Below are 26,075 nucleotides of genomic sequence, written 5' to 3'. Positions count from 1 at the left end.
AAACGGGCCTTTCTTCGTCTTGTTAATACTCAGACCAGTTCGGGCTCTGCCGTTGCCTGAAGATGTTTCATCAGGTTTTCGGGCGAAGACACGCCATAGGGATCTTCGGGGCAGTTATCCATCAGGCCAGGTTCTTCGAACCACGCTTCGACAACACCGTCGGCTACGATGGCCGCATAGCGCCATGACCGCATACCAAAGCCCAGATTGTCCTTGTCAACCAACATACCCATTTTGCGTGTGAACTCGCCCGACCCATCCGGAATGACCTTAACGTTGGTCAGACCCTGATCTTGCGCCCATTTGTTCATCACAAAGCTGTCGTTGACAGACATGCAGTAGATTTCATCGACACCCCTGGCAATGAAATCGTCATACCCGTTTTCAAAGCCGGGCAGTTGATATGTCGAGCAGGTGGGCGTGAACGCGCCGGGCAACGAGAACAGGATCACGCGTTTTCCGGCAAAATAGTCAGCGGTGGTCTTGTCTTCCCAACGGAACGGGTTTGGTCCTTCGATTGAGTCATCGCGGACACGGGTGTGAAAGGTCACGTTGGGTAGTATTGCGCCGGATTTCATAGTCAAGCTCCTGTGATTCACCTGTGGTTTTGCCGTGACTTAAAACAGTTCTAAACTGCCTTCAATCGACGAAATGCCGCATTCTGAATTAATAAAATTTTCTCATTAGGCATTGAAAACATGCGGTAAAACGGGAACTTGCAATCGCGTTCTTGCTCATGCACGGCGGCGTTGCATGGCGGCTATGCGCCACTGGTGTAACACTGCACATCTGTCTATGTTATGAGCGACAAGATTGACCCAAAGTCAGGAATACTGCCCGTGCGAGATCTGAAGATCCCCGAACAGCGCCACCCGGAGAAAGCGCACCGCCCAGATAATGCGCAGCCCAAGAAACCGAACTGGATCAGGGTCAAGGCACCCGGCGGCAAAGGCTATGCAGATACGCGCCGGATCATGCGCGATAACAATCTGGTCACCGTCTGCGAAGAGGCGGGATGCCCCAATGTCGGCGAATGCTGGAGCCAGGGCCACGCCACTATGATGATCATGGGCGAGATCTGTACTCGTGGCTGCACATTCTGCAATATCGCTACTGGCCGCCCAGACGACCTTGACGCCTTTGAACCCGGCCGGGTGGCACATGCGGTCGAAAAACTTGGCCTGAACCATGTGGTTATCACCTCGGTCGACCGGGATGATCTGAGTGATGGTGGAGCCGAGCATTTTGCGCAGACCATCCGCGCGGTGCGGCACCGCTCTCCCAAAACCACGATCGAGATTCTGACGCCCGATTTTCTGAAATGCGATGCGGATGTTCTGGAAATTGTGGTCCAGGCAAAGCCGGATGTCTTCAATCACAATCTGGAAACAGTACCGGGTCTGTACCCCGAGGTTCGCCCCGGCGCGCGGTACTTCCATTCCCTGCGTCTATTGCAGCGGGTGAAAGACCTTGATCCGTCGATCTTTACCAAGTCCGGTATCATGGTTGGGCTTGGCGAAAACGAACAGCAGGTGCGTCAGGTCATGGATGACATGCGCGCGGCGGATATCGATTTTCTGACAATTGGCCAGTATCTGCAACCGACACCGAAACACCATGGCGTTGATCGTTTCGTTACACCCGACGAGTTCGCGTCATACGAAAAGGCGGCATACGGCAAAGGCTTTCTGATGGTATCTGCGACACCTTTGACCCGGTCTTCTTATCACGCTGGTGACGATTTCACCCGACTGCGCGCGGCGCGTCTAGAAAAGCTACAAAAAGCGTGACACCGGATCAGATCGCGCGACTGACTCGTCTGCGCCACGAGCTGCATCAACACCCCGAACTTTCGGGACAAGAAAAGAAAACCGCGGCGCGGGTGGCTGAATTTCTGCGCGACGCTGGTGCTGACCATGTCATGACCGGAATAGGTGGGCACGGGATCGCTGCTGTTTTCGAAAGTGGCCAACCCGGTCCCACGCTGGGCATTCGCTGCGAACTGGATGGGCTGCCGATCCAGGAGTTGGCGAACCATTCCTATGTATCACAGGTCGTGGGCAAAGGGCATTTGTGCGGTCACGATGGGCATATGACAATAGTTCTGGGCGTGGCAGACGGGTTGAAGCATCAACACCCCAAGAAGGGCCGCGTCGTATTGATCTTCCAGCCAGCCGAAGAGACCGGCCATGGTGCAATCGCTTTCCGAGCTGATCCCCAATACGCCGAGGTTGCGCCCGACCTGGTGTTGTCTTTGCACAACTTACCGGGATTGGAGTTGGGGGCGGTCGAAATTTGTGACGGTCCTGCCAATTGCGCCTCACGTGGGATGCAGATCGTCCTGACCGGAAAGACGTCACATGCTGCCGCTCCGCAAGATGGGGTGTCACCTGCCGGTGCGCTGGCAAACCTGATGCCGGCTTTGACCGCGTTAGGCGGCGGCGGGGATCTGAATGACAACTACGCGTTGACGACCGTCACACATGCAGCGTTGGGTGAGCGCACGGTCGGAGTAGCACCGGGGCGGGCCGAGCTGTGGGTGACGCTTCGCACCGTCACGGACGCGAGAATGGCGCAACTGATCAGCGACGCTGAGTCGCTGGCCCGCGAAACGGCCAAAGCCGAAGGGCTGGCGGTCGAAATCAGTTATGACGAAGTGTTTGAGGCTTGTGCCAATCACCCGGAAGCAGTTTCGATCCTGTCCAAGGCCTGCACGGAGCAGGGCGTTTCTTGCAGGTTGACCGATCAGCCACAGCGTTTTTCAGAAGATTTCGGCCAGTTTGGAAAAAGCGCGAAAACCGCAATGTTCTGGTTGGGGTCGGGGAGCGACCATCCCCAGTTGCACAACCCGGACTATGATTTCCCGGATGCGCTTATTCCGATTGGGACCGGGATATTTTTGAAGGCCATCGACGCTGTGTTAGGCCGCGACTGCTAGGACCGAGGCTTTCAGTTCATCAGATCGCCAACGATTCCAACAGCTTCTATTACAGTCTTCGTATCATCCGATATCGAGATTATTTCGTCGTCGACCCGAATATACCGTTGCCCTGGCTTCAGCGGTTTGAGCTTCCAGTTGTCGAGGTCGTCAATATAATCAAAACGCAGGTCGTTCGGCAATTTCTGACCTCGGGTGTATCGTTTGATTTGACCGGGCGGAACAGCTTTGCCGTTTGACTTAATGGATTTCTCTACTTTGGTTTTGTTGGCACCTTGCCCTTTGCCCTTGTTGTCTTTTGCGTAAGACGCACCTGCAAGGGACACGATCGCCAAAAAGACGCCCGCTATCGCGAAAAACCGCTTCATCATCAATACTCCTGCTATTTCCTGAAAGGTAAAGCGACGAGGCGATGATAGTCCAATGATATTCTGGAAATTGAATTGTTAAACGGGTCTGAGCACGAGATCTGTAAATTGCCCGCTCAGCTATTCGTCTGTAAAGCGGACTTTGCCAATATAGGGCAGGTTGCGATTGCGTTGGGCGTAGTCAATTCCATATCCCACGACAAATTCGTCTGGAATCTCAAACCCGATCCAGTCTGATCGGAAATCCACTTCGCGGCGGCTCGGCTTGTCCAGCAGGGCAATGGATTTCAGGCGCGCGGGGTTACGGCTTTGCAGCAACTTGGTGACATGGTTCAACGTATGGCCAGTGTCAACGATATCCTCGACAACCAGCACGTCGCGCCCTTCAATTGCGCCGCGTAAGTCTTTGAGAATACGAACTTCCCGGCTGCTCTCCATCGCGTCTCCGTAAGAAGAAGCTTCAAGGAAATCCACTTCGATCGGAAGGTCAAGTTCGCGCACAAGGTCGGCGATGAATACAAAGCTGCCGCGCAGCAGACCCACGACCACCAGCTTGTCGGTGTCTTTGAACTCTGCCGAAATGTCGCGACACAGCTCCTCGATTCGAGCAGCGATGGCCTTTGCCGAGATCATCTCATCTATCACATATGCGCGGTCAGTCATCGCAGCCCCCTTGATCTTTGGCGCGCAACATACGACATGACGCGCCATTGTCACCTGCAAATACCGGACGTCATGCCTATCCATTCGGAAACCCGCCACCTGCCTTATACAGCCCAGCAGATGTACGACCTGGTTGCCGACGTGGCCAAGTACCCGCAATTTCTGCCGTGGTGCGCTGCTGCCCGCATTCGCAAGACCTATGCGCTGGAAGAGGCTGAGGTGATGGAGGCAGATCTGGTCATCTCGTTCAAGGTTTTCCGGGAACGATTTGGCAGCAAGGTAACCCTGTTTGCGGATCAAAAGAAAATCGACACCGAATACCTGGACGGCCCCTTCAAATACATGAAATCCGACTGGCAGTTCGAGGACGCGCCTGATGGGGGTTGCAACGTCTCGTTCCATGTGGACTTCGAATTCAAGAATGCCATCCTGCAAGGGATTATCGGCGTGGTATTCAACGAAGCCATGCATCGGATCGTGCGCGCGTTCGAGGCGCGCGCGCAACAACTCTACAGCTAGGTCTTTACCCTTGTCAGGCGCACGCTAGACTACGCGCATGACGGAATTTACAGCATCATTGGCCGCATTTGCGGCAGGCCCGGTTTCGACGTCGTCTCAGGCAAGAATCGTCACGTCGCTATCTGTTCTTGACTGGGTCGCTGTGGGCCGGGCAGGCGCGCGCGAACCCGTCTCAACCACGGTTCGCGAAATGATACTGTCCGAGGGCGGGAATCCTCAGGCACATCTCTTTGGCGGCGGCTCGGCACCGCTGCGTGGTGCGGCGTTGGTCAATGGCACGGTGTCCCACGCGCTGGATTACGATGACACGCATTTCGCCCATATCGGGCATCCTTCCGTCGCCATCCTGCCCGCAGCCCTTGCTGTGGCCGAATGGGATGACCTTATTCTAGTCGACATGCTCGAAGCCGCTTTGGTGGGCATGGAAACCTCAATCCGAATTGGCTTGTGGCTGGGGCGCGGCCACTATCAGGCAGGGTTTCACCAGACGGCAACATCCGGTGCCTTCGGGGCGGCAGTTGCTGTCGGTCGTTTGCTGGGGTTTAACGCAAACCAGATGCGAATGGTTCTGGGTCTGACGGCAACGCGTGCGGCGGGGCTGAAGGCGCAGTTCGGAACCATGGGCAAGCCGTATAACGCCGGACTTGCCGCCTCGGCAGGGGTCGAGACAGCATTGCTGGTGCAGCGCGGTTTTCATGCCAACGCCGACGCGCTGGAAGGTCCTTTTGGGTTTGGCGCAACGCATCAAGGCGCGGCAGACCAAACTGCTCTGGATGGGTTGGGCGATGAATGGCTGTTTGAAACGGTCAGCCACAAGTTTCACGCCTGTTGCCACGGTCTTCACGCCGCGCTGGAAGCCGCGCGGGAGTTGGACATAGCAGAACCGGAGGTCGCCGAGATCCAGATAAAAACGCATCCGCGCTGGATGAGTGTGTGCAATCAGCTGTCACCGACAACCGGACTGGGAGCCAAGTTTTCCTATCGGACAGTGATCGCGATGCAGGCACTGGGATATGATACGGCTTTGCCTGGCAGTTTCACTGACAAGGTCTGCCTTGACCCGCGTATTACGTCTTTGCGCGACTGCATCACGGTCGAGGCAGATGACAGCCTGTCAGAAACGCAGGCGCATCTGTCCCTGTTGCGTCGCGATGGCATTCGCCGCGAAGCAACGCATGATCTGCTGAACCCAATGTCGCTGTCTGACCGCGAGGATCGCGTGCGCGACAAAGCGACCAAGCTGATCGGCGCGGATGAGGCGGACACGATCTGGTCGATGCTGCGCACCGGGGGGCGTGCCCGCGATCTGGCCGAACGAATGGCGGGTTAAGCCACGCACCAGTGCAACGGAAAACCCGGGTCAAACACAGTGACCGGTCCATCGCCTGTGTCAATCCTTGAGGGATACGAAACGGGCTCACCCTTGGTCAGGGTGATCATATCCTGGTTCACCGGCAAGCGATAGAAACCTGGCCCGTTGAGCGACACAAAGCCTTCCAGCTTGTCCAATGCATCTTCCCGGTCAAACATTTCGGCGACCAAAGACATGGTGTTGGTCGCTGTGAAACAACCGGCACAGCCGCAAGCCATTTCCTTGTTGGCATCCGTGTGCGGGGCGCTGTCCGTGCCCAGAAAAAACCGCGCATCGCCCGATGTCGCGGCGGATAGCAGGGCCAGACGGTGTTCTTCGCGCTTGGCAACAGGAAGGCAATAGTAATGCGGTTTGATGCCACCAACCAGGATATGGTTGCGGTTGATAATCAGGTGATGCGCCGTGATCGTTGCACCCAGATCAACCGCGTTGGCTTTGACATAATCCACACCATTTGACGTGGTGATATGTTCCATCACCACACGCAGGCCTGGTGTCGATCTGCGGATTGGATCAAGAACACGGTCGATGAACACGGCTTCGCGGTCAAATATGTCGATCTCGGGATCCGTCACCTCGCCATGTACGCACATGGGCAAGCCGATTTCGGCCATCTTCTCAAGCACCGGGCGCACTTTGTCGAAATCGCGCACACCCGAGGCAGAGTTGGTCGTTGCCCCGGCAGGGTACAGCTTGACGGCTTTGATCAGACCGCTGGCATGGGCTGCAGCGACATCTTCGGCATCTGTATCCTCGGTCAGATACAGGGTCATCAGCGGCTCGAACGTCATACCGTCGGGCAGGGCCGCCAGAATGCGGTCTCGATAGGCAGCGGCCTGGTCGCCGCGCACAACCGGCGGCACCAGGTTCGGCATAATGATCGCACGGGCGAAATGGCGCGCGGTTTCGGGCAGGACGGCCTGTAGCATCGCGCCATCGCGCAGATGCAGATGCCAGTCGTCGGGGCGGCGGAGCGTAAGGGTGTCGGTCATGGCCTTCCGCTAGCATAGCTGTTGCGAAAGACCAACTGCGTCCGCGCAAGGCACAAAAAAAATCTTGTCAACCGACCTGAACGTCGTAGCTCTGTCCAAGGTTGAGGCCTTGACGCCCAGACACTTGCATGACCTGTTTATCCCTAAAGCAGAGAGGGGTTCCATGACACAGCCAGATTCCATCGATGCCGTGCAGCAGATGCTGGGTCGTCAGGGCTATGTCTGCGGTCGCGCCCTTGCGACGGTTGTGTTCCTGTCGCTGAAGCTTGGACGCCCGTTATTTCTGGAAGGCGAAGCAGGGGTTGGAAAGACCGAGATCGCCAAGGCTCTGGCATCCGGGTTGAACCGGCGCCTGATCCGGTTGCAGTGCTACGAAGGGCTGGATGCGTCGTCAGCTGTTTACGAATGGAATTTTTCGGCGCAGATGGTCGCGATCCGAACGGCTGAGGCCGCGGGTGGGGCCGACCGGGGCGCGTTGCAGACTGAACTGTTCTCGGACGAATACCTGATCGAACGCCCCTTGTTGCAGGCAATGCGCCCGGACGAAAATGGAGCGCCGGTTCTTCTGATCGACGAACTGGACCGGACCGATGAACCGTTCGAAGCCTTTCTACTGGAAGCTCTGAGTGATTTTCAGGTCACGATTCCTGAACTGGGCACTGTTGTAGCACCCGAACCACCGATTGTAATTGTCACGTCGAACCGGACCCGCGAAGTGCACGATGCCCTCAAGCGTCGCTGCCTGTATCACTGGGTTGATTATCCTGATTTCGAACGTGAGATCGAAATTCTGCATGCGCGCGCGCCTGAAGCTGCGGAAGGGCTTAGTCGCGAGGTTGTAGCCTTCGTTCAACGTTTGCGCACCGAGGATTTGTTCAAGAAACCCGGTGTGGCCGAGACCATCGACTGGGCGAAATGCCTGTTGGCGCTGGATGTGTTGAACCTCAGCCCCGAGGTGATCGGCGACACGCTGGGTGCGATCCTGAAATATCAGGACGACATTCAAAAACTTCAGGGGTCCGAGGCCAAACGCATCCTCGACGAGGCCAAGGCCACGCTCGAACCGGTCTGATGTTTCATCTTTTTCCAAATACTCCGGGGGTATGGGGGCAGAGCCCCCATAACGTCTGATGGCCGAACAACTTTCGCTGGATATCCCGGACAACCCAAAGCTGGCGCACAACATCACCCATTTTGCCCGCGCACTCAGAAAGGCTGGGCTGCCAATCGGACCCGGTCGTGTGATCGACGCAATTCGTGCCGTGCAGGCGGCAGGTTTTTCCGAGAAACAGGATTTCTATTGGACCTTACACGCCTGTTTCGTGAACCGCCCGGAACACCGCGTGGTTTTCGCGCAAGTCTTCCGAATGTACTGGCGAGATCCGCGTTACATGGAACACATGATGGCTATGATGCTTCCTGCAATTCGCGGCGTTCAGGAAGAACGCAATGCCGATGCCGCTGAAAAGCGCGCAGCTGAGGCGCTGCTGGACGGGGTTGAGCGTGATTTGCCGGACGCTGCAGGACAGGAGGAAGACGAAACCGAGATCGAAATCGACGCAACCCAGACCGCATCGTCCGAGGAGCGGCTGCGCAATCTGGACTTCGAGCAGATGAGCACGGTCGAAATAGCGCAGGCCAAGCGCGTATTGGCGCGGATGACACTGCCAGTAAAGCCAATTGAATCACGCCGCGGGCAGACCAGCCATCTGGGGCACCGCATCGACCGTGCCCGCACCTTGCGCGCGGCCATGCGGCAAGGAGGTGAGTTGCGCGATATTGCCAGGCTACAGCCCAAACCGCGCTGGCCAAATCTTGTCGCACTTTGCGATATTTCCGGCTCGATGAGCCAGTACAGTCGGATCATCCTGCATTTCCTGCACACGGTATCGAACACCAAGGGAGCGGGTTGGGCGAAGGTCCATGCCTTCACATTCGGCACACGCCTGACCAACATAACGCGCCACCTGCACCAACGGGATGTAGACGCGGCACTTGCCGCCGCAGGGGCCGAGGCGCAGGATTGGGAAGGCGGCACTCGCATCGGAGAGTGTCTGCATCAATTCAATCGGGACTGGTCACGCCGGGTGATGGGGCAAGGGGCGGTCGTTCTGCTGATCACCGACGGGCTCGAGCGGGGTGATCCCGAGCTCCTCAGGAAAGAGATCGAGCGTCTGCACCTTTCCTCAAAACGCCTGATCTGGCTGAATCCCTTGTTGCGTTGGGACGGGTTCGCACCCAGGGCGCAAGGCGTTGCCGCGATGCTGCCGCATGTTGACAGTTTTCGCGCAGGGCATTCGATTGCCTCACTCGAAGACTTGGCCGCAGCGATTTCAGAACCCGACGACCAGGGGCAGAAAGCGCGGCTGATGGCCGCGCTTTCTGATTAGCAGATTACGACAGCTGCTCTTCGTTGCACTTGCGGGCCATCTCCATGGCTTTGTAAGTGCCTGTCAGATCGACCGTGAAGGCATAGGATGTCTCGGGGAACACGATCATGACCTTTTTCTTTGCCAGATCATCCGCGAACTGAGGGCTGTCCGACAGGACATAACCACCGGAATAGCCTTTGGTGATGTTACCTTTCATGCCGGTCGCTTCACCCAGATAGATGTTGTCGCCCAGCAGGATGGCGACTTCTTGCGTCTCGCCACGTTTGATATCGGTTTCAGCCTTGGTGAACACGCCGACATATCCCACACCGCGATCTTCGGTCAGACCCATCTGAACGACGTTTTCCGCATCATCAACGGCCTCGATCAGGCAGGATTTCTTTTCATTGTCGATGAAGATTTTCCAGCCTTCAACCTCTCCATAGCGTTGGAATGTGTCAGCCCACGCTGCGGTTGAAGTCAAAAGACCAACTGCCGCGCCCAGTGCAAGAATACGTTTCAACTGCATGTCTCCGATCTATGAATTGTTTGGTATGCAAGCCAGACCCGATGCCGGTTGCCTGTACAGGCTAGAACTCGGGTCACAAACAATCAATGCTATGATTTGTTGAATATCTTTCAGGCCGTGGCGTTGCCTTATGGGGTTCAATATAGACCTTTTGGTAAGCTTGGTGCGCTTTTCATCCCGCAAATCCCGCTTATGTTGGTGTCATAGGTCATCCGGAGGTTCCGATGGAGCGATTCGACAACAGTCCTGAAACGGCGCTTGACTGGCACCGCAGCGGGCGCGGCGCGGCGCTCGCTACAGTTGTCGAAACCTGGGGCAGTGCGCCGCGGCGGGTGGGATCCCAATTGGTGATTGGCGGTGATGGTCGGATAGAAGGCTCTGTTTCTGGTGGATGTGTCGAAGGTGCTGTTATCGTCGAGGCGCTTGAAGCCATTGATGAAGGCGAAGCGCGTTTGCTTGAATTCGGGGTCAGTGACGACGATGCCTTCGCGGTTGGTTTGGCCTGTGGGGGGACCATACGCATTCTTGTCGAACCCATAGGAAAAGTCCTGCCAGAATCTATGTTGGCGGAACTGGTAGCCGCTCGGGCCGCTCGAACGCCCGTTGCCTACGAAGTCAACATCGAGACCGGGCGCAGGGCGCTGCGCCGCAACGCTTATGCCGACAGGCTGCGTATGGATCGGTCAGGGTTCGAAGAGGATGGCCAGACCTTTGTCGCAGTACATAACCCACCGCTGAGGTTGCTGGTTGTTGGGGCGGTTCACATCGCGCAGGCTCTGGTACCGATGGCGCGGATTGCGGGCTATGATCCAACCATTATCGACCCGCGTGACGCCTTCGCGTCCAGTGCGCGTTTTCCCGGCGAAACGATCCTGACGGATTGGCCGGATGAAGCTGTTGCGAAGCTGGGACTGGACGCGCGGACCGCGATTGTCCTGCTGACACATGACCCAAAACTCGATGATCCGGCGCTACATGCCGCATTGGACGCCGATGTGTTCTATATCGGTGCATTGGGGTCAACACGCACCCATGCCAAGCGCATTGAGCGTATGAAAGCGGCTGGTTTCACCGATGCGCAAATCTCTGGCATTCATGGGCCCATTGGCCTGGATATTGGGGCCGACGGTCCCTCGGAAATCGCGGTTGCGATACTGGCGCAGATCACTGCAGTTCTTCGAGGGAAGGCATGAAATTTGGGCCTGTACCGGTCTCCCGGGCAGAAGGAGCTATTCTGGCGCATTCGGTTACAGCGGATGGGCGAAAGCTCCGCAAAGGGCTTGAATTGCGCGCGGAACATGTAGCGCAACTGGAAAAGGCTGGTTTAAGCGAGGTCATTGTTGCCCGGCTGGATACCGGTGATTGCCATGAAGATCAGGCGGCACGCAAACTGGCGTCTGCGCTGGCACCTGATCCAGCTTCAGCCAACTTGCGGGTAACCGAGGCTTTTACCGGGCGGGTAAATCTTTTGGCCGATGGGCCCGGGGTTGCCGTGCTTGATGTTCACGCACTTGAAATGTTCAATCAGGTCAATCCGATGATTACCGTTGCGACCGTTCCCCAGTACCAGCAAATGGGGGCGAACGGCATGGTGGCGACCATCAAGGTCATCTCATATGCCGTGCCAGAGGCTGATGTTCAGCGCGCCGCCGGGCTGGCAAAAGGAGCTGTGCGTTTGGCGCGGCCAGTTCATCGGACAGCCGGTCTTGTTGTCACGGAAATTCCCGGTGGGCCGCCGAACGAAAAGGGGATTGCCGCAATTCGGGGACGGGTCGAGGCATTGGGAATGGAGCTTTCGGAGGTGCAGATTGTTCCGCATCGAACGGATACTTTGACCAGCGCGATTTCTAAGGGGAAAGGTGATCTTCTGATGATATTGACGGGTTCGGCCACCTCGGACCCGAACGATGTCGCACCGTCGGCCGTTCGGCTGGCTGGCGGGACGATTGATCGCTTTGGTATGCCGGTTGATCCGGGAAACCTGCTGTTTCTGGGGGACCTGCAAGGCCGACCTGTGATCGGTTTGCCGGGATGCGCCCGCTCTCCGGCGTTGAATGGGGCGGATTGGGTGCTGTCGCGTGTCGCATGCGGGATTGAAACAACAGGCGCAGATATTGCCGGAATGGGGGTTGGCGGGTTGTTGAAGGAAATCCCGACCAGACCCCAGCCGCGAGCGAAACGAAACGACTGACCGCCGCCAAGGTCCGCTATATTGCGTATGTACTATTGATATTCTAGGGTTTTCTCATCCTTGGCAAAACGCCGGGCCGCCAATACGCGCCGGTGTCCTCCCGCGCTTTTTGAAACTGTTCGACCCTATCCCGTGCAGCTTCGCCCCCTGCATCAAAGAGATGACCGAGCAGGCATTCCAGAACCGCCATCGCGCCGGAAAAGCTTGAAAACGGATGTAATGTGCGGGTGCTGACGGGCAGAACCACATCCGGGTTGACGCCGGGGGCAATCACCTCGCTATCCGACAGCAGTACAATCTTTATGGCCCTGTCGCGGGCAAAGCGCATCGACTGGATCGTATCTGCGGAGTAGGGATGGACCGTGATGGCAAACAAACAATCCTCGGACGTGGCCTCGACCAGGTCATCGATGGCCGAGCCCATGTGCCGAGGTATCAGCTGTAATCCGGGATGGGCCATGCGCCCCGCGTAGTGAAAATAATAGGCCAGCGCATGACTGGACCTTGTGGCGGTCACATAACAGTGACGTGCAGACACCATGTATTCAACGGCACGCTTGGCCAAATTCGGCTCCATCAGACGCAGAGAGCGGGACACAACATTCATCTCATTGCGCGCGAATCTGGCCTGTGCGCCGTGGAAAGGGTCTTGTCCGGGTGATGTGGTTAGCCACCCATGACCTATCCTGTCTTCGCTGTCTGTTGTGAGGGCAAGGCGAAATGGGTGGCGGAAGGCGTCAAAACTGTCGAAACCCATACGCTGCGCCAGTCGAACAAGAACACTGGTGCTGATGCCGATCCGGTCAGCGGTCACCCGGACCGGGTTCAGGCCGAAATCACCGGGATGGTCGATGATATACTTCGCCGCGACTTGCATCTGCGCAGGCATCTCATCGATCTCGCGCCGAATTTGGCTGGTCAAGGCTGCAAGGGTGGGTGTCATGCAGAAAAGAAACATATGTTTTCTTTAGTGTAAATTGAAAACGTCATCCAGCGACTCTAACTGAGGGCAAAGACTTGGGTGGTGCTATGACATCAAAAACAACTGACAGCTTGGACAGGCCCTACATTCTGGTTGCGCCAAACGGCGCCCGGCGGAGCGCGTTGGATCATCCCGCCTTACCGCTCAGGATTGATCAGATCGTCACGTCAGCACGGGATTGTCATGCTGCGGGTGCGGACGGGTTGCATCTGCATATTCGAGATGCAGACGGACTGCATTCACTGGACGCCGGATTGTACCGGGAAACGCTTGCGGGATTGCAGCGCGAGGTTCCAGGAATGGAGCTACAGATCACGACCGAAGCAGCCGGGCAGTTCGACGTAGCATCGCAACTGGACTGTTTGCAAAAGGTGCAACCTGAATGGGCCTCAATCTCGGTGCGTGAAATCGCGCGCGACCTGAACCTTGCGCCCAGGGTCTATGCACAATGCGCGGATCAGGGCACGCGGGTTCAACATATACTGTATGATGCTGACGATGCACGACTACTGGACCATTGGCGCGCTCAGGGCATCGTACAGGCGGATCAGACAGACCGTTTGCTTGTTCTGGGGCGATACGGTGATGGCCAGCAATCTATGCCAGCCGATCTAGAGGCTTTTCCAAAAAGCCCGGCTCGTTGGATGGTGTGCGCCTTTGGTGCGCAAGAACATGCCTGTCTGGCCGAGGCTGCGCGACGCGGTGGTGACGTGCGGGTTGGGTTTGAAAACAGTCTGACCGGGCCGGATGGCAGACCGTGGGCAGATAACGCGGCTTCGGTCGCAGCATTAGTTGAATTGCTTGGAAGGGCAAAGAAATGAGTCATGTTTTCCCACGTCACACGAAATCGGACCTCCCCGTCGCGGTTGGCGGCGATGGCTGTTATCTGATTGATACAGAGGGCAAGCGATACCTGGATTGCGGTGATGCCGCAGTATCATGTCTGGGTCATTCGAATCAGGCTGTGATCCAAGCGGTACAGCAGCAGGTGGAACAGATCGCCTTTGCACATACCGGGTTCATGACATCGGAACCGGCCGAGGTTTTGGCCGAATTGTTGATCCGGCATGCACCGGGGGATCTGGACCGTGTGTATTTTGTTTCGGGCGGGTCCGAAGCGACCGAAGCGGCAATCAAACTGGCGCGCCAATATTTCCTTGAAATCGGACAACCTGAACGCCGTCACGTTATCGCGCGAAAGCAAAGCTATCACGGCAACACTTTGGGGGCTTTGTCCGCCGGGGGCAACGCATGGAGACGGGCACAATTCGCCCCGATGCTGATCGAGATGACCCATATCTCTGCATGCTACGAATATGCCGAAAAACCGGAAGACGAGAGCAGTTTTGACTACGGCCAGCGTGTGGCGAATGAATTGGAAACTGAAATTCTGCGGCTGGGTCTCGATACGGTCATGGCATTTATGGCCGAACCAGTGGTCGGGGCCACCCTTGGCGCAGTTCCTGCGGTTGAAGGATACTTCAAGCGTATTCGCGAGATTTGCGACCACTATGGTGTGATGTTGATTTTGGATGAGGTGATGTGTGGTATGGGCCGAACCGGTCACCTGTTTGCCTGTGATCATGACGGTATCGAACCGGATATTCTTTGTATTGCCAAGGGGTTGGGGGCTGGATATCAACCAATCGGGGCCATGCTGTGCACCGGTAAGATCTATGACGCGATTCGCGATGGATCAGGGTTTTTCCAGCATGGGCACACCTATGTCGGTCATCCGGTCGCCACAGCCGCCGCATTGGCGGTGGTCCGTGAGTTGACCGAACGGGATTTACCTGCGCGTGCCGGGGTCATGGGCAACAAGCTGCAATCCGCCCTTGAGGCAGCATTCGGACAGCACCCGAACGTGGGAGATATCCGTGGTCGTGGGTTGTTCCGAGGTGTTGAACTGGTCGCTGACCGTGACACCAAGGAACCTTTTGATCCATCACGCGGCATCGCAGGTAAGGTGAAAAAGGCAGCACTGGCCGAAGGGTTGATCTGCTATCCCATGGCTGGCACGCGGGATGGCCGGAATGGTGATCATGTCCTGCTGGCACCACCTTTTATCATCGAAGAGGAACAGATAGGCGAACTCGTCAGCAAACTGGAACGCGCCATTTCCGCCGTGCTTTGACATTACCGTGAGTGCACTGTTCGCCCGCAGCTTATTTGTTAGTGTCGCGGGAGAAGTATCTGAAAAGGCGAAATCAATGGTGCTGGATATTTGGCGCAGCTTCCGCGCGCTTCCCCTTTGGGTTCAGATCTGGGTGGCCGTAATATTGGTGCCGGTTAATTTGGTTCCGCTTGCTTTCCTGGATCAGCCGCAGGGGATGCTCATCGCTGTTCTGGCGATTACCGGTATGGCGCTGAACATACCCATCATGGCGGTTGCGCGCGGGATGAGCGGTGCGATGGCTTTGCCGCACATTCTGTGCTGGGTTCCACTGGTTGTCATCGTAACGCTTTTGTTGTTTTCCGATGCGACCCTGAGCATTGCCTTTATCAAGTTTCTTTGGGTGCTTCTGATCGTTGACATAATTTCCTTGCTTTTCGACTTCAGAGATGCGGTCAACTGGTTACGAAGCAGACGCGCGACCTGAACGAAAAAGCCCCTTCGGCAGCGAAGGGGCTTTGATCGTTTCTGTCTTTTAAGCGGATTACTTATGCGGAAGCGGGCCGATCATCATGACCATCTGACGGCCTTCCATCTTTGGCATGTTTTCGATCTTGCCGACCTCTTTGATGTCCTCGGCCACACGTTCCAGCAATTCGCGACCCAGGTTCTGGTGCGCCATTTCACGGCCGCGAAAGCGCAGGGTGACTTTGACCTTGTCGCCCTTTTCCAGAAACTTAAAGACGTTCTTCATTTTGACGTCATAGTCATGCGTATCTGTGTTCGGTCGGAACTTGACCTCTTTCACTTCGATGACTTTTTGTTTTTTGCGCGCTTCGTTTTCGCGTTTTTGCGTTTCGTACTTGTACTTGCCGAAATCCATGATCTTGCAGACCGGTGGGTTCGCATTGGGCGAGATTTCGACCAGATCAAGACCTGCATCTGCGGCCATCTGCATGGCTTTGGCGGGATGAACCACCCCGACGTTTTCACCTTCGGCGCCAATCAGGCGAATTTCGGGGGCACGGATCTTATCATTGACGCGCGGGCCTGTGTCTCTCTGTGGCGGCGCGTTGTGAGGTCTGCGAGCTATGGGTTCATTCCTTTGATGATTGCAGAATTTCGAGCCCGGAATTTAAACCGGGCAGAGCCGCACTTCAAGCGGCATAAATACAGGGTAATGCGAAAAAACTTGTTTTCTGCCGGTGTTTTTCGCGTTCAGGGTGGCAAAGCCCTGAACGCAGGGTTGCTTTAGCCGACAAAGGCTTTTTCGATCACGAACTCCTTGGGTTCCGAGTTGGCACCTTCACGCAATCCAAACCCTTCGAGGATTTCCTTGATATCTAGGTTGAAAGCCAACGAACCGCATACCATTGCACGGTCGGTTTCGGGCTTGATGCCACCGTCAATACCCAAGTCGGAAAACACGGTGCCGTCCTGAAGCAAAGTGGTGATGCGACCCATCTTTGGGCTCTCTTCCCGTGTGGTGGTCGGGTAATAGCGGATCTTGTCGGCAAATCCTTCACCGATCAGTTCGGCCAACAGTTCGTCCTGACGGATGCTGTCGATCAGTTGACGGCCATATTCCAGCTCTGCCACTTCGCGACAGGTGTGGGTAATGATGACCTCGTCATAATCCTCATAAGTCTGCGGTTCACGCAGCAGCGAGGCAAAAGGCGCAAAGCCGGTGCCGGTCGCAAAAAACCACAGGCGCTTGCCGGGCAGCAGGGCGTCATGCACCAATGTGCCAACCGGTTTGGGACGCAGGATAATCTGGTCACCCGGTTTGATATGTTGCAATTTCGAGGTCAGCGGGCCGTTCTGAACCTTGATCGAATAAAACTCCAGCTCTTCATCCCACGAGGGCGAGGCGATGGAATAGGCGCGCAGCAACGGCTTGCCGTTGTCACCCAGCAGACCAATCATCACAAACTCGCCCGAACGGAAACGCAGCGAGGCCGGGCGAGACACCTTGAATGAAAACAGGCTGTCGGTCCAGTGTTTGACATCGGTTACAGTTTGCGCGTCCGGCAGGACGGGGACTTTTACGGCGGTTGCTTCGCTCACGGGCTTCATCTCTGTCATCGTTTACCTGCCGGTCTGCTAAACCGACATCTCCGTTTAATCTTTGATCCAAGTCAGGAAAAGGGGACAGATTGCCCCCTTTGCGTCACAGGCTGGCAATCGCGGGATCAGCCGCGCAGGCGAGCCTGATAGTTATTCTCTTTCCAGTTCGCGCGGGCCAGCCACTGATCCTCGGGTTGGCGGTCTGCCAGTTCTCCGTCGATCTCGACCTCGTCAAAGCCGCTGCGGCGCGCCATGGCGTATTGATCGGCAAGCACATGCCCTTTGGCGCGCAGCCGGCCTTTGTAGCCCTTCAGGCGCAATGTGCGAGCGATGGTAAATCCGCGACCATCTGCGAAAGACGGGAAGTCTACCCGAACCAGCCTCGTGCCGCCCAACCGGTCAAACAGTTCGTCCGGGTCTGTCTCCGAGCTCACGTCTAGCGCGACCACGTCATTGGCGGCATCATCCAGAGTGACAAAGCCGTCGGTCCAGTCATCAGGCGAAAAGCCCTCATCCGTTACGATTACGTTCATGTTTTCTCTCCGACGCGCATCATCTTGCCATCGACAAAATGGATGCCGCATTCTTCCTTGTTCTGATCGCGCCACCGTCCGGCGCGGGGGTCTTCGCCCTCTTTGACAGGCGAGGTGCAGGGCGCACAGCCGATCGAAGGGTATCCTTTGGCCACCAGCGGATGCCGGGGCAGGTTGTTTTCATCCATATAGGCCCGCACATCCTCGGGCGCCCAATGGGCAAGCGGGTTGACCTTGATCCGACCTGTTCCGTCCTCGACCTCGAAGAATTCCAGCGCAGCGCGCGTGCCTGCCTGAAACCGCTTGCGTCCGGTTATCCAGCCATCGAACCCCACCAGCGCCATTTGCAGCGGGAAAGTCTTGCGCAGGTTACAACATGCATCGGTGTCGCGCAGGCGCAATGCACCGTATGGGTCTTCGCGCTCAACTTCTGCATCCTCGGCCCGGATGATGCGAATGTTGGTAAGCCCCAGACGCTCGCTCACCTCCTGCTGGTATTCCAGCGTTTCGGTGAACAGCATTTGCGTGTCCACGAAAAGAACGGGCGTTGCCTTGTTCACCACCGCCGCCATGTGCAAAAGAACGACAGATTCCGCACCAAAGCTCGAGACCAGAGCAAGCTCATCGATCTCTTCAATTGCCCCATGCATGACATCATGGGCGCTGTGGTGCCGGAACCGGGCATTCAGGTCTTCGACACGTTCAGTCAGTTCGCGTCTGTCCCGGCCCAGTTCCGTCTGGATCAGGTCAAGCGGCATTTGCTCGGGCCTCGGGGTAGAGGGCGTCTTTGAACGGCGCCATGCCCACCCGGCGATATGTTTCCAGGAATGTCTCCTCTGCGCTTGCACGCTGGTTCAGATAGGTGTCGACAATGCGCTCAACGGCAGGAACGATTTCGTCATAGGCAAAGCCCGGACCGGTGCGATCACCAATTGCCGCAGTTTCGGTCGCATCGCCACCCAGAGTGATCTGGTAATTTTCCACGCCTGCGCGGTCCAGACCCAGAATGCCGATATGGCCGACATGGTGATGACCACAGGCGTTGATGCAGCCTGAGATCTTGATCTTCAGGTGGCCGATGTCATGCTCGAGCTTCAGGTCCTCGAACCGCGTTGCAATTTCCTGAGCAACCGGGATCGAACGCGCCGTCGCCAGCGCACAATAATCCATGCCGGGGCAGGCGATGATATCGCTGATCAGACCGATATTGGCGGTTGCCAGCTCGTATTCCTTCAGCTTGGCGTGAATTGCAGGCAAGTCCGATTTGTGGACATGCGGCAGGATCACGTTCTGCTCATGGCTAATCCGCAGCTCGTCATAGGCGAACTCTTCGGCCAGATCGGCCATAACGCGCATCTGCTCGGCAGTTGCATCGCCCGGTGTTGCCCCATGCTTCTTGATCGAGATCGTTACAATCGCGTGGTCCGCATTCTTGTGCGGCGCGATGTTGGTGTCGACCCACGAGCGGAAGACCGGATCGTTGGTATAGGCGCTTTCAAACGACGCAACCGAAGCATGGCGGAAGGCAGGCGGTGCAAAGTGGCCCTTGATCTCTTCCAGCAGGTTCATATCCGCGCCTTTGAACTGCGGGCGGACCTTCAGGAAGCGTTCGTTGACCTTGGCGCGGATAGCGTCGATGCCATGCTCGTGCACGGTGATCTTGATACGTGCCTTGTACTTGTTGTCACGGCGACCAATCTGGTTCCAAACTGAAACGGTGGCTTCCAGATAAGCCAGCAGGTCGTCAAAGGCGACAAACTCGGACAATTCCTTGCCGATCATGGGCGTACGGCCAAGGCCACCGCCAACAATGACGCGCGCGCCAAGAACGCCGTCACGCTCAACCAGTTGCAGGCCGATGTCATGCGCCTTGATCACGGCGCGGTCGTTTTCACTGCCAGTGATGGCGATCTTGAATTTGCGCGGCATGAACTGGAATTCCGGGTGGTCGGTCGACCACTGGCGCAGCAATTCGGCGTAAGGGCGGGGATCAGCGACCTCATCCGCAGCGGCACCGGCAAAGTGGTCGGCGGTCACGTTGCGAATGGTGTTGCCCGAAGTCTGGATGGCGTGCATGCCAACCTCGGCCAGCGCGTCCAGCATATCCGGCACGTCGCTTAGCTTTGGCCAGTTGTACTGGATGTTCTGACGGGTGGTGAAATGGCCATAGCCTTTGTCCCACTTCTCGGCCAGCAACGCCAGTTGACGCATCTGTGCACTGTTCAGCGTGCCATAGGGAATGGCGACACGCAGCATGTAGGCGTGCAGCTGCAGATACAGCCCATTCATCAGGCGCAGCGGCTTGAATTCGTCTTCGGTCAACGAGCCGTCAATGCGGCGTTCCACCTGGGCGCGGAACTGCGCGTTACGTTCTGCCAAAAATGCTGTGTCGAACTCGGAGTAGCGATACATGTCTAGCTGTCCTTGTTTGCAGCCCCGAACCTAGGGGCCTTGAAGGGGAGAGAGATGGCCAGAGGTCAGGCCCGGGGCTGCGGGGAAGTTTCCTGTTTGCCGTGGGCATAGTTGGACGGACCAGTCCGGCGGAAATCTTCCCGAAAATGGGTGGGCTCGGGGCCGTTCTTGCCCGCAACGGCATCGGCCAGATAAGCGCCCACGACTTTATTTGCCTGACGCGCCGCATCCAGCAGACGCACCTGTGCATGTGCTTCGTCAGTGATCAGTTCCGCTTGCGACAGATCACGCGTCCAACTGTCATCTTCGGTCTGGTAAATGACGTCACCTATCAGCAAATCATTTGCGGTGACGACTTTGGGGGTAAAAGCGCGGGCCATCAGGCAAGCTCCTTGTTGAATTCGGTTACGGCCTGCGTCGCTTCGCGCGGGGCAAGGCCATAGAATGTCAGGGCTGGTCCGTCCATTTCGGCGGTGGCCAGGTCGGCGGGCAGTTGATCCAGTGTGGTGGCCAGAATCCGCTGGTTCGGGCGCGAGGCGTTTTCGACCAGTGTGACTGGAGTAGCGCGATCGGCGCCGTGCATGATCAGGCGACCCTGGATAAAGCGGGCAGATTTCTTGCCCATATAGATCGCAGCAACCGAACCGGCCCGTGCCAGGGCATTCCAGTCATGATCGGCAAAACCTTTCATGTCATGCCCGGTCAGGAACCGCACCGAGGAATTCCGGCCGCGTTGAGTCAGGCTTTGGCCGATACCAGCCACCGCGGCAGAGGCCGCCGTGATACCGGGAACGATCTGCCACGTGATTCCAGCCGCCTCGACGGCCTCAATCTCTTCATCCAGACGACCAAAGACAGTCGGATCGCCGGACTTCAGGCGGACCACGCGGTTACCTTTCAGGGCATATTCGACCAAAAGAGCGTCGATATCACTTTGCTTCCAGGATGGGCCGAATCCGGCTTTGCCGACATCAACCAAAGCGGCGCTTTGACCGGCTATGTCCAGAACGGGTTCACTGATAAGGCGGTCATGCAGCACAACATCAGCCTGCTCAAACGCAGTCAGCGCCTTGAGTGTCAGCAACTCGGGGTCGCCCGGACCTGCGCCGACAAAGTCGACATGCCCTTTGGTGCCTGTTGTGCGAACGTCCTGCATCGGATCATCTCGGGTGTGGTTTGACTTGACCCTCAATATAGGAAATATTCCCACCAAAGCGCCATATGGGCGCTCAAATAAGGACAAACGTTCCATCGAAACAAAATTTTGGAACGAAAGCTTCGATGTGGAAGGAATATTGGAATGTCGGTGCGGATAGATGATACGGATCGGAAAATTCTGGCCGAGCTGCAACGTGATGCAGGGCAGTCACTGGACGAAATAGCGGCTCGGGTCGGCAGTTCAAAGACGCCTGTCTGGAATCGTATTCGTAAGCTCAAGAGTGCGGGAATCATTGGTCAGCAAACGGTTTTGCTGGATGCCGAAGCGCTAGGGTTTGAGGCGACTTTCTTTGTTTTGATCCGCACGTCGGAACACGAGGCTGAGTGGCAGCGCAAGTTCCTTAAGGCATTGCGCGAACATCCCGAAGTGCAGGAGGCGCATCGGCTGGCAGGCGACATTGATTATATTCTCAAGGTTCGGGTCAAGAACGCGCGCGCCTATGATCAATTCTACCAGTCGCTGATTTCGGAGGTACGGGTGCACAATGTGACCGCGCTATTGTCGATGGAAGAAATCAAGTCCACAACGATGCTTCCCCTCAACGCATTGGTTGAAGGGGCATAGAAGGCAGGTGCTGCCAGCGCCGGATCGATCCGCGCCTTATATAGGTCAGACCTGAACCATTAACCGTTCCAGACCATGGAAGTGATAGCTGTCTGAATAGGTCGGCGGATCGGCAAGCCGCAGGTTCGGGCAGCTGTTGAACAGAATGGGCAGGGCTATGCGCATTTCCAACCTTGCCAAAGGGGCGCCGACGCAGAAGTGGATGCCTCCACCAAAACTTGTGTTGACCTCAATCGAGCGCGTCGGAACAAACCTTTCGGGTTCATCCCAGACGGTAGGGTCGCGGTTTGCAGCGCCAAGCAAAAGCGCGACCTGATCACCGCGCCTGAACGAATGCCCAAATATGTCAAGGTCTTCATACGCATACCGTGTGAACATATGCAAAGGCGGGTCATAGCGCAGGATTTCTTCGATCGTTGCGTCGATCTGGTCCGGTGCCAGAACGTCGGGGCTGGTATGTGTTTGCAACAGGGTTTTCACACCGTTTGCCAGCGAATGCACGGTTGCTTCGTGACCTGCATTCAGCAGCAAGATGCATGTTGCGACCAGCTCGTCGATGGACAGCTTTTCGCCTTCCTCCTCGGCGCTGATAAGCCGGGTGATCAAATCGTCACGCGGATCGTTGCGTCGTTGTTTAATGTATCCCAACAGGAAATCCGTGAACTCCTGAGAGGACTTGGCGGCCTTATCCTCGGTCGCCTGTGTCCGGTTGGCCTGATACATCGCGACCATGTCATGCGACCACTGCAACAGGTTGGGCGCCATGTCTTCGGGAACGCCCAACAGTCGGCAGATAGTTACCACCGGGACCTGAGTGCAATAAGCGCTCAGCAGATCGAAAGGTGTATTCGGAAACGCCTCGACAAGACTGTGGCATAGCGATTCTATGGAAGGCTGCAACGCAGAAATTTCCCGCGACGTGAAAGCGCGCATAACAAGCGCCCTTAGGCGGGTATGTCGCGGGGGTTCAGCTTCAAGCAGCGAATGGGCTTCGATAGCCAGCCAGGGGGCCAAATGGGCGGGGCCCTGTATCGCGCATTCAGGCGGAACTTCCCGCCCAAACCGGCGGTCGCGAAGAAGTGTTCGCACCGCATGGCAGGACGTCGCAGCAGCCATATCGTAGTCGCGCCAATAGAACAGATCACCAGCAGCGCGGGCCTGATCATAGAAAGGGTAGGGGTTCTGAACGAAACCCGGGTCTGTCGGGGATTGCGAGAATGACTTCATGCGACGCACACTTGCCACGAGCCGCGTTGAATGCAAGACCCTGTCTATGCAGAGAGTTTGGATCATTGTCGGTTTTTTGTCCGCTGTCGGGCTGCTGTCAGGTTTTGTTTGGTCTTATGGCTATCGTCAGGCGCTGTCTCAGCTAAGTGACAAGGCCGAAGCTGACCTTGAACTGGCGGCGGATCGGCTCAGCACCCAGATGCAGGTCTACCAGGAATTGGCGGTTCTGATGGCGACACATCCCGCTTTGCACGCGTTGGATACACCAACACAGATACATGACGCGCAAGCGATGTTGCTGGACGTTGCTGACAAGACAGCGGCCGTCAACATGATGTACCTGGATCGCAACGGTCGGGTTCTGGTCGCTGCACAGCCAGTGACACAGCGAGACATGTCCGCACATCCTGCGTTCAGGCGCGCCATGCAGGGGGCGGCGGGCACCGCGCATGAGGTGGTTCCAGACAGTGGCGACCGGATATATTCCTATGCCGCTCCGACTTTTGCCGCCTCCGGGCAAGTCGAAGGTGCAGTGATGGTGGTTGCCGATGTCCAGGATATTGAACAAACTTGGCGGGGCAGTACCGAAGCCGTTTTCTTTGTTGATTCTGACGGTGTCGTCTTCATCTCGAACCGGTCGGACTTGCTGTTCTGGAGCCGCGAGGTTGGTCAGTCCGGGCTGTCACCGCCAGAGGGTGCGTCAGTGGATTTTGCTGAGACGCGGGTCGGCCAGCATGAATTGTGGCGGCTGAACTGGGGGCGGTACTTGCCACGCGATGCGTTGCACCTAACGCTTGAATTGCCTGTGATCGATATGACCGCCGAGGTTTTGGTGGACGTGGCCCCGGCCCGGCGACTTGCCGGGTTGCAGGCGGCGGCGGTCGCCGCGATCTGTCTGGCGTTTGGCGCGATGCTGTATCTTGCGATGGAACGGCGACGGACGCTGGCGAATGCCAACACGGTTCTGGAAAGCCGGGTGGCGCAGCGTACCCGTGCTTTGACCCAAGCAAACACCGCATTGCGCCGCGAAGTTGCAGAGCGTCAGGAGGCCGAAGCAGCACTGAAAAAAGCGCAGGCAGAGCTGGTGCAGGCAGGTAAGCTCAGCGCGTTGGGGCAGATGTCGGCGGGGATCAGCCACGAACTCAACCAACCGTTGATGGCAATCCAGCAGTTCGCCGACAATGGTACGGCCTTTCTTGAACGCGGCAAAGGCGACAGGGCCAGCGAAAACCTTGGGCGTATTTCGGAAATGGCCGCCCGCATGGCCCGGATCATCAAGAACCTGCGCGCGTTTGCCCGCAACGAAAGCGAACCGATGGGCCGGGTCGATCTGGTGCAGGTTCTGAAAACTGCCGTCGAATTGACCGAAACCCGATTGCGTGACGATGATGTAACGCTGGAATGGGAACCGGGACAGGCTGCGGTTTATGTTTGGGGGGGTGAAGTCCGCTTGGTGCAGGTCTTTGTTAATCTGATCAATAACGCGGCGGATGCGATGCTGGGGAGACCCAAGCGGTACATTTCGATTGTGATGCACGAAGAAGACCGGTTGCGCGTTTCTGTGCAGGATACCGGACCGGGGATCGAAGACCCCGACCGGGTGTTCGAGCCGTTTTACTCGACCAAAAGCGTAGGATCATCTGAAGGTCTGGGGCTTGGTCTTTCTATATCATATGGTCTTGTTCAAAGCTTTGGGGGTGAAATCCGCGGGGCAAACACGGCTGATGGCGCAGTGTTTACCGTCGAGCTGGAGCCCTACGGAAAAGAAGAGGCTGCATGATGCGCAGGGTTCTGTTGGTCGATGATGACGCAGCTGTTCGCGAGGCATTGGCGCAAACCATTGAACTTGCAGATTACGCACCGACAACAGCCGGTTCTTTTGTGGCGGCCAAGGATCATATTCGGCGGGATTTCCCCGGTGTGATTATTTCGGACATTCGAATGCCCGGGCGGGATGGCTTCCACTTGTTGGCGTATGCTCGGGACATCGACCCCGAGCTTCCGGTGATCCTTTTGACCGGAGAAGGTGATATCCCAATGGCCGTAGAAGCCATGGGAAAAGGAGCGTTCGATTTTCTCGAAAAACCCTGCGCTGCGTCTGACCTGATGGATGTTCTTGAACGCGCATTCGCAGCCCGCACCCAAGTGTTGGAACAGCGCGCCCTGAAATCCGAACTTGAAAGGGGGGACCCGGCCGCACGTTTGCTGTTTGGCCTGTCTCCGCAAGCTGAGGCGCTGCGGGATCGCGTGCGGACCGTCGCACCGACAGGGGCCGAAGTTCTTGTTACCGGCCCGCCGGGCAGCGGCATATCCAAAGTAGCCGAAGTGGTTCACCTGATGTCGCCCGCTGGTCAGGGGCCTTTTGTCAAACGTCCGGCTTCAAGTCTAAGCCCCGATGACCTTGCCCAAAGCTGCGGCGATGCCGTGGGTGGTTCCCTGTTTCTGGACGAAGTGTCCGCCATGCCCCAAGCCACGCAGTTTGCGGCGTTGGAGATCATCGAGCGGGGTCCGGGGGGGCGCATTATTGCAGGAACAACCGCTGATCTGTCTGCGTTAAGTTCGGAGGGGCGGTTCAACGCTGATCTGTTTTATCGTTTGGATGTAATGCGGGTGCGTGTTCCTTCACTGGCGGAACGCCCCGACGACATTCCGGTTATCTTTCGTCACTATGTGGCGCAAGCGGCCGAGCAGGCAGGCATCGCAATTCCCGAGATTTCGTCTGAACATCTGGCGGCCTTGATGGCCAGCGACTGGCCGGGCAACGCCCGTTCGCTGATGTCAGCAGCGATGCGGTTTGTTCTTGGGATGCCTGAGGAGGTTGCGCAGGCTACGGATCTGGGGTTGAGCGAACAGATGGCGCGGGTTGAACGATCTTTGTTGATTGCAGCTTTGGGCCGCCACAATGGAAAAGCGTCAGATGCGGCCAAGGCGCTGAAGCTGCCGCGCAAGACCTTTTACGACAAGCTGGCGCGCTACCAGATTCGTCCCGAGGATTACCGCAGATAAGCAGGAAC

At 56.9% G+C, this 26,075-nt stretch carries 27 protein-coding genes and 1 pseudogene; 14 read left to right on the top strand and 14 right to left on the bottom strand.

The window, feature by feature from the left end:
- Positions 1-29 precede the first annotated feature (29 nt).
- Complete coding sequence (locus ACR0EK_RS03465) at positions 30-578, bottom strand: redoxin family protein (RefSeq protein ID WP_480564998.1); 549 nt, start codon at positions 576-578, stop codon at positions 30-32.
- Between the two features lie 261 nt (positions 579-839).
- Between ACR0EK_RS03465 and lipA the strand changes: the two genes are divergently transcribed.
- Both lipA and ACR0EK_RS03455 read left to right on the top strand, forming a co-directional pair.
- On the top strand, positions 840-1,790 hold the full coding sequence (gene lipA / locus ACR0EK_RS03460; protein WP_480564995.1) for a lipoyl synthase: 951 nt from the start codon (positions 840-842) through the stop codon (positions 1,788-1,790).
- A complete protein-coding gene (locus ACR0EK_RS03455; protein ID WP_480564992.1) occupies positions 1,787-2,938 on the top strand; it encodes an amidohydrolase in 1,152 nt (383 codons plus the stop codon). The genes lipA and ACR0EK_RS03455 overlap by 4 nt, the downstream gene beginning before the upstream one ends.
- A gap of 11 nt (positions 2,939-2,949) precedes the next feature.
- On the opposite strand, the gene ACR0EK_RS03450 is transcribed toward ACR0EK_RS03455, so the two are convergent.
- Positions 2,950-3,306 (bottom strand): hypothetical protein, encoded by a 357-nt coding sequence (locus tag ACR0EK_RS03450; protein ID WP_480564989.1) that lies wholly within the window; start codon positions 3,304-3,306, stop codon positions 2,950-2,952.
- 120 nt (positions 3,307-3,426) lie between these two features.
- Positions 3,427-3,969 carry a hypoxanthine phosphoribosyltransferase gene (gene hpt / locus ACR0EK_RS03445; protein ID WP_267365856.1) on the bottom strand — a complete coding sequence of 181 codons (543 nt, stop codon included), beginning with the start codon at positions 3,967-3,969 and terminating at the stop codon, positions 3,427-3,429.
- Positions 3,970-4,041: 72 nt separating this feature from the next.
- Here hpt and ACR0EK_RS03440 point away from each other — a divergent pair, with 72 nt between their 5' ends.
- Together ACR0EK_RS03440 and ACR0EK_RS03435 are read left to right on the top strand one after the other, a co-directional pair.
- Positions 4,042-4,488 (top strand): type II toxin-antitoxin system RatA family toxin, encoded by a 447-nt coding sequence (locus ACR0EK_RS03440; protein ID WP_480481682.1) that lies wholly within the window; start codon positions 4,042-4,044, stop codon positions 4,486-4,488.
- 37 nt (positions 4,489-4,525) lie between these two features.
- Positions 4,526-5,818, top strand: coding sequence for an MmgE/PrpD family protein (locus ACR0EK_RS03435; RefSeq protein ID WP_480564986.1), 1,293 nt, complete (start codon positions 4,526-4,528; stop codon positions 5,816-5,818).
- Here the strand turns inward: ACR0EK_RS03435 and pyrC are convergent.
- The gene (gene pyrC, locus ACR0EK_RS03430; protein ID WP_480564983.1) at positions 5,815-6,852 is read right to left on the bottom strand and encodes a dihydroorotase; all 1,038 of its coding nucleotides are present in this window, start codon (positions 6,850-6,852) and stop codon (positions 5,815-5,817) included. The genes ACR0EK_RS03435 and pyrC overlap by 4 nt on opposite strands.
- A 163-nt stretch (positions 6,853-7,015) precedes the next feature.
- Here pyrC and ACR0EK_RS03425 point away from each other — a divergent pair, with 163 nt between their 5' ends.
- Together ACR0EK_RS03425 and ACR0EK_RS03420 are read left to right on the top strand one after the other, a co-directional pair.
- Positions 7,016-7,924 (top strand): AAA family ATPase, encoded by a 909-nt coding sequence (locus tag ACR0EK_RS03425; RefSeq protein WP_480564980.1) that lies wholly within the window; start codon positions 7,016-7,018, stop codon positions 7,922-7,924.
- A 58-nt stretch (positions 7,925-7,982) separates the two neighbouring features.
- Positions 7,983-9,242 carry a vWA domain-containing protein gene (locus ACR0EK_RS03420; RefSeq protein ID WP_480564977.1) on the top strand — a complete coding sequence of 420 codons (1,260 nt, stop codon included), beginning with the start codon at positions 7,983-7,985 and terminating at the stop codon, positions 9,240-9,242.
- A 4-nt stretch (positions 9,243-9,246) separates the two neighbouring features.
- Here ACR0EK_RS03420 and ACR0EK_RS03415 read toward each other — a convergent pair whose 3' ends face one another.
- Entirely contained in the window at positions 9,247-9,753 is a 507-nt protein-coding gene (locus ACR0EK_RS03415) for a hypothetical protein (RefSeq protein ID WP_480485800.1), read from the bottom strand.
- Between the two features lie 224 nt (positions 9,754-9,977).
- Between ACR0EK_RS03415 and ACR0EK_RS03410 the strand changes: the two genes are divergently transcribed.
- A complete protein-coding gene (locus tag ACR0EK_RS03410) occupies positions 9,978-10,946 on the top strand; it encodes an XdhC family protein (RefSeq protein WP_480564974.1) in 969 nt (322 codons plus the stop codon).
- Positions 10,943-11,944: a molybdopterin-binding protein gene (locus ACR0EK_RS03405; protein ID WP_480505369.1), complete on the top strand. Its 1,002-nt coding sequence runs from the start codon at positions 10,943-10,945 to the stop codon at positions 11,942-11,944. Before ACR0EK_RS03410 ends, ACR0EK_RS03405 begins: the two co-directional genes overlap by 4 nt.
- Before the next feature lie 43 nt (positions 11,945-11,987).
- On the opposite strand, the gene ACR0EK_RS03400 is transcribed toward ACR0EK_RS03405, so the two are convergent.
- Positions 11,988-12,887 carry a MurR/RpiR family transcriptional regulator gene (locus tag ACR0EK_RS03400; protein ID WP_480505367.1) on the bottom strand — a complete coding sequence of 300 codons (900 nt, stop codon included), beginning with the start codon at positions 12,885-12,887 and terminating at the stop codon, positions 11,988-11,990.
- An 86-nt stretch (positions 12,888-12,973) separates the two neighbouring features.
- Here ACR0EK_RS03400 and ACR0EK_RS03395 point away from each other — a divergent pair, with 86 nt between their 5' ends.
- The 3 genes from ACR0EK_RS03395 to ACR0EK_RS03385 all read left to right on the top strand — a co-directional run bounded on the left by ACR0EK_RS03395 (position 12,974) and on the right by ACR0EK_RS03385 (position 15,526).
- Complete coding sequence (locus ACR0EK_RS03395) at positions 12,974-13,747, top strand: beta-keto acid cleavage family enzyme (protein WP_480564971.1); 774 nt, start codon at positions 12,974-12,976, stop codon at positions 13,745-13,747.
- Positions 13,744-15,060 carry an aspartate aminotransferase family protein gene (locus ACR0EK_RS03390; protein WP_480564968.1) on the top strand — a complete coding sequence of 439 codons (1,317 nt, stop codon included), beginning with the start codon at positions 13,744-13,746 and terminating at the stop codon, positions 15,058-15,060. Before ACR0EK_RS03395 ends, ACR0EK_RS03390 begins: the two co-directional genes overlap by 4 nt.
- A gap of 76 nt (positions 15,061-15,136) precedes the next feature.
- Positions 15,137-15,526, top strand: coding sequence for a hypothetical protein (locus ACR0EK_RS03385; protein WP_267365589.1), 390 nt, complete (start codon positions 15,137-15,139; stop codon positions 15,524-15,526).
- A gap of 57 nt (positions 15,527-15,583) precedes the next feature.
- Here the strand turns inward: ACR0EK_RS03385 and infC are convergent, their stop codons facing one another.
- The 7 genes and pseudogenes from infC to cobA form a co-directional block, all read right to left on the bottom strand.
- On the bottom strand, positions 15,584-16,045 hold the full coding sequence (gene infC, locus ACR0EK_RS03380) for a translation initiation factor IF-3 (protein ID WP_480481680.1): 462 nt from the start codon (positions 16,043-16,045) through the stop codon (positions 15,584-15,586).
- Positions 16,046-16,290: 245 nt separating this feature from the next.
- On the bottom strand, positions 16,291-17,124 hold the full coding sequence (locus ACR0EK_RS03375; protein WP_209504075.1) for a ferredoxin--NADP reductase: 834 nt from the start codon (positions 17,122-17,124) through the stop codon (positions 16,291-16,293).
- A gap of 107 nt (positions 17,125-17,231) precedes the next feature.
- Entirely contained in the window at positions 17,232-17,639 is a 408-nt protein-coding gene (locus ACR0EK_RS03370; RefSeq protein ID WP_267365587.1) for a DUF934 domain-containing protein, read from the bottom strand.
- Entirely contained in the window at positions 17,636-18,397 is a 762-nt protein-coding gene (locus tag ACR0EK_RS03365) for a phosphoadenylyl-sulfate reductase (protein ID WP_480564965.1), read from the bottom strand. The genes ACR0EK_RS03370 and ACR0EK_RS03365 overlap by 4 nt, the downstream gene beginning before the upstream one ends.
- Positions 18,387-20,051 (bottom strand): nitrite/sulfite reductase, encoded by a 1,665-nt coding sequence (locus ACR0EK_RS03360; RefSeq protein WP_480481141.1) that lies wholly within the window; start codon positions 20,049-20,051, stop codon positions 18,387-18,389. The genes ACR0EK_RS03365 and ACR0EK_RS03360 overlap by 11 nt, the downstream gene beginning before the upstream one ends.
- Before the next feature lie 65 nt (positions 20,052-20,116).
- Positions 20,117-20,431 (bottom strand): DUF2849 domain-containing protein, encoded by a 315-nt coding sequence (locus ACR0EK_RS03355; RefSeq protein ID WP_480485783.1) that lies wholly within the window; start codon positions 20,429-20,431, stop codon positions 20,117-20,119.
- Positions 20,431-21,177, bottom strand: a pseudogene (gene cobA / locus ACR0EK_RS03350) (uroporphyrinogen-III C-methyltransferase); the annotation flags it as partial. The gene ACR0EK_RS03355 and the pseudogene cobA, both read right to left, overlap by 1 nt.
- Positions 21,178-21,351: 174 nt before the next feature.
- Here cobA and ACR0EK_RS03345 point away from each other — a divergent pair.
- Positions 21,352-21,834 (top strand): Lrp/AsnC family transcriptional regulator, encoded by a 483-nt coding sequence (locus tag ACR0EK_RS03345; RefSeq protein ID WP_267365581.1) that lies wholly within the window; start codon positions 21,352-21,354, stop codon positions 21,832-21,834.
- Positions 21,835-21,879: 45 nt separating this feature from the next.
- Here the strand turns inward: ACR0EK_RS03345 and ACR0EK_RS03340 are convergent, their stop codons facing one another.
- A complete protein-coding gene (locus tag ACR0EK_RS03340) occupies positions 21,880-23,061 on the bottom strand; it encodes a cytochrome P450 (protein WP_480564962.1) in 1,182 nt (393 codons plus the stop codon).
- Here ACR0EK_RS03340 and ACR0EK_RS03335 point away from each other — a divergent pair.
- Positions 23,060-24,841 carry a sensor histidine kinase gene (locus ACR0EK_RS03335; protein WP_480564959.1) on the top strand — a complete coding sequence of 594 codons (1,782 nt, stop codon included), beginning with the start codon at positions 23,060-23,062 and terminating at the stop codon, positions 24,839-24,841. The two genes, ACR0EK_RS03340 and ACR0EK_RS03335, sit on opposite strands and share 2 nt — an antisense overlap.
- Positions 24,838-26,067 (top strand): sigma-54-dependent transcriptional regulator, encoded by a 1,230-nt coding sequence (locus tag ACR0EK_RS03330; protein WP_480564956.1) that lies wholly within the window; start codon positions 24,838-24,840, stop codon positions 26,065-26,067. The genes ACR0EK_RS03335 and ACR0EK_RS03330 overlap by 4 nt, the downstream gene beginning before the upstream one ends.
- Positions 26,068-26,075 lie beyond the last annotated feature (8 nt).

The organism is Ruegeria sp. AE4 (assembly GCF_056542185.1).
This window is presented reverse-complemented; position numbering and strand designations above follow the sequence as displayed.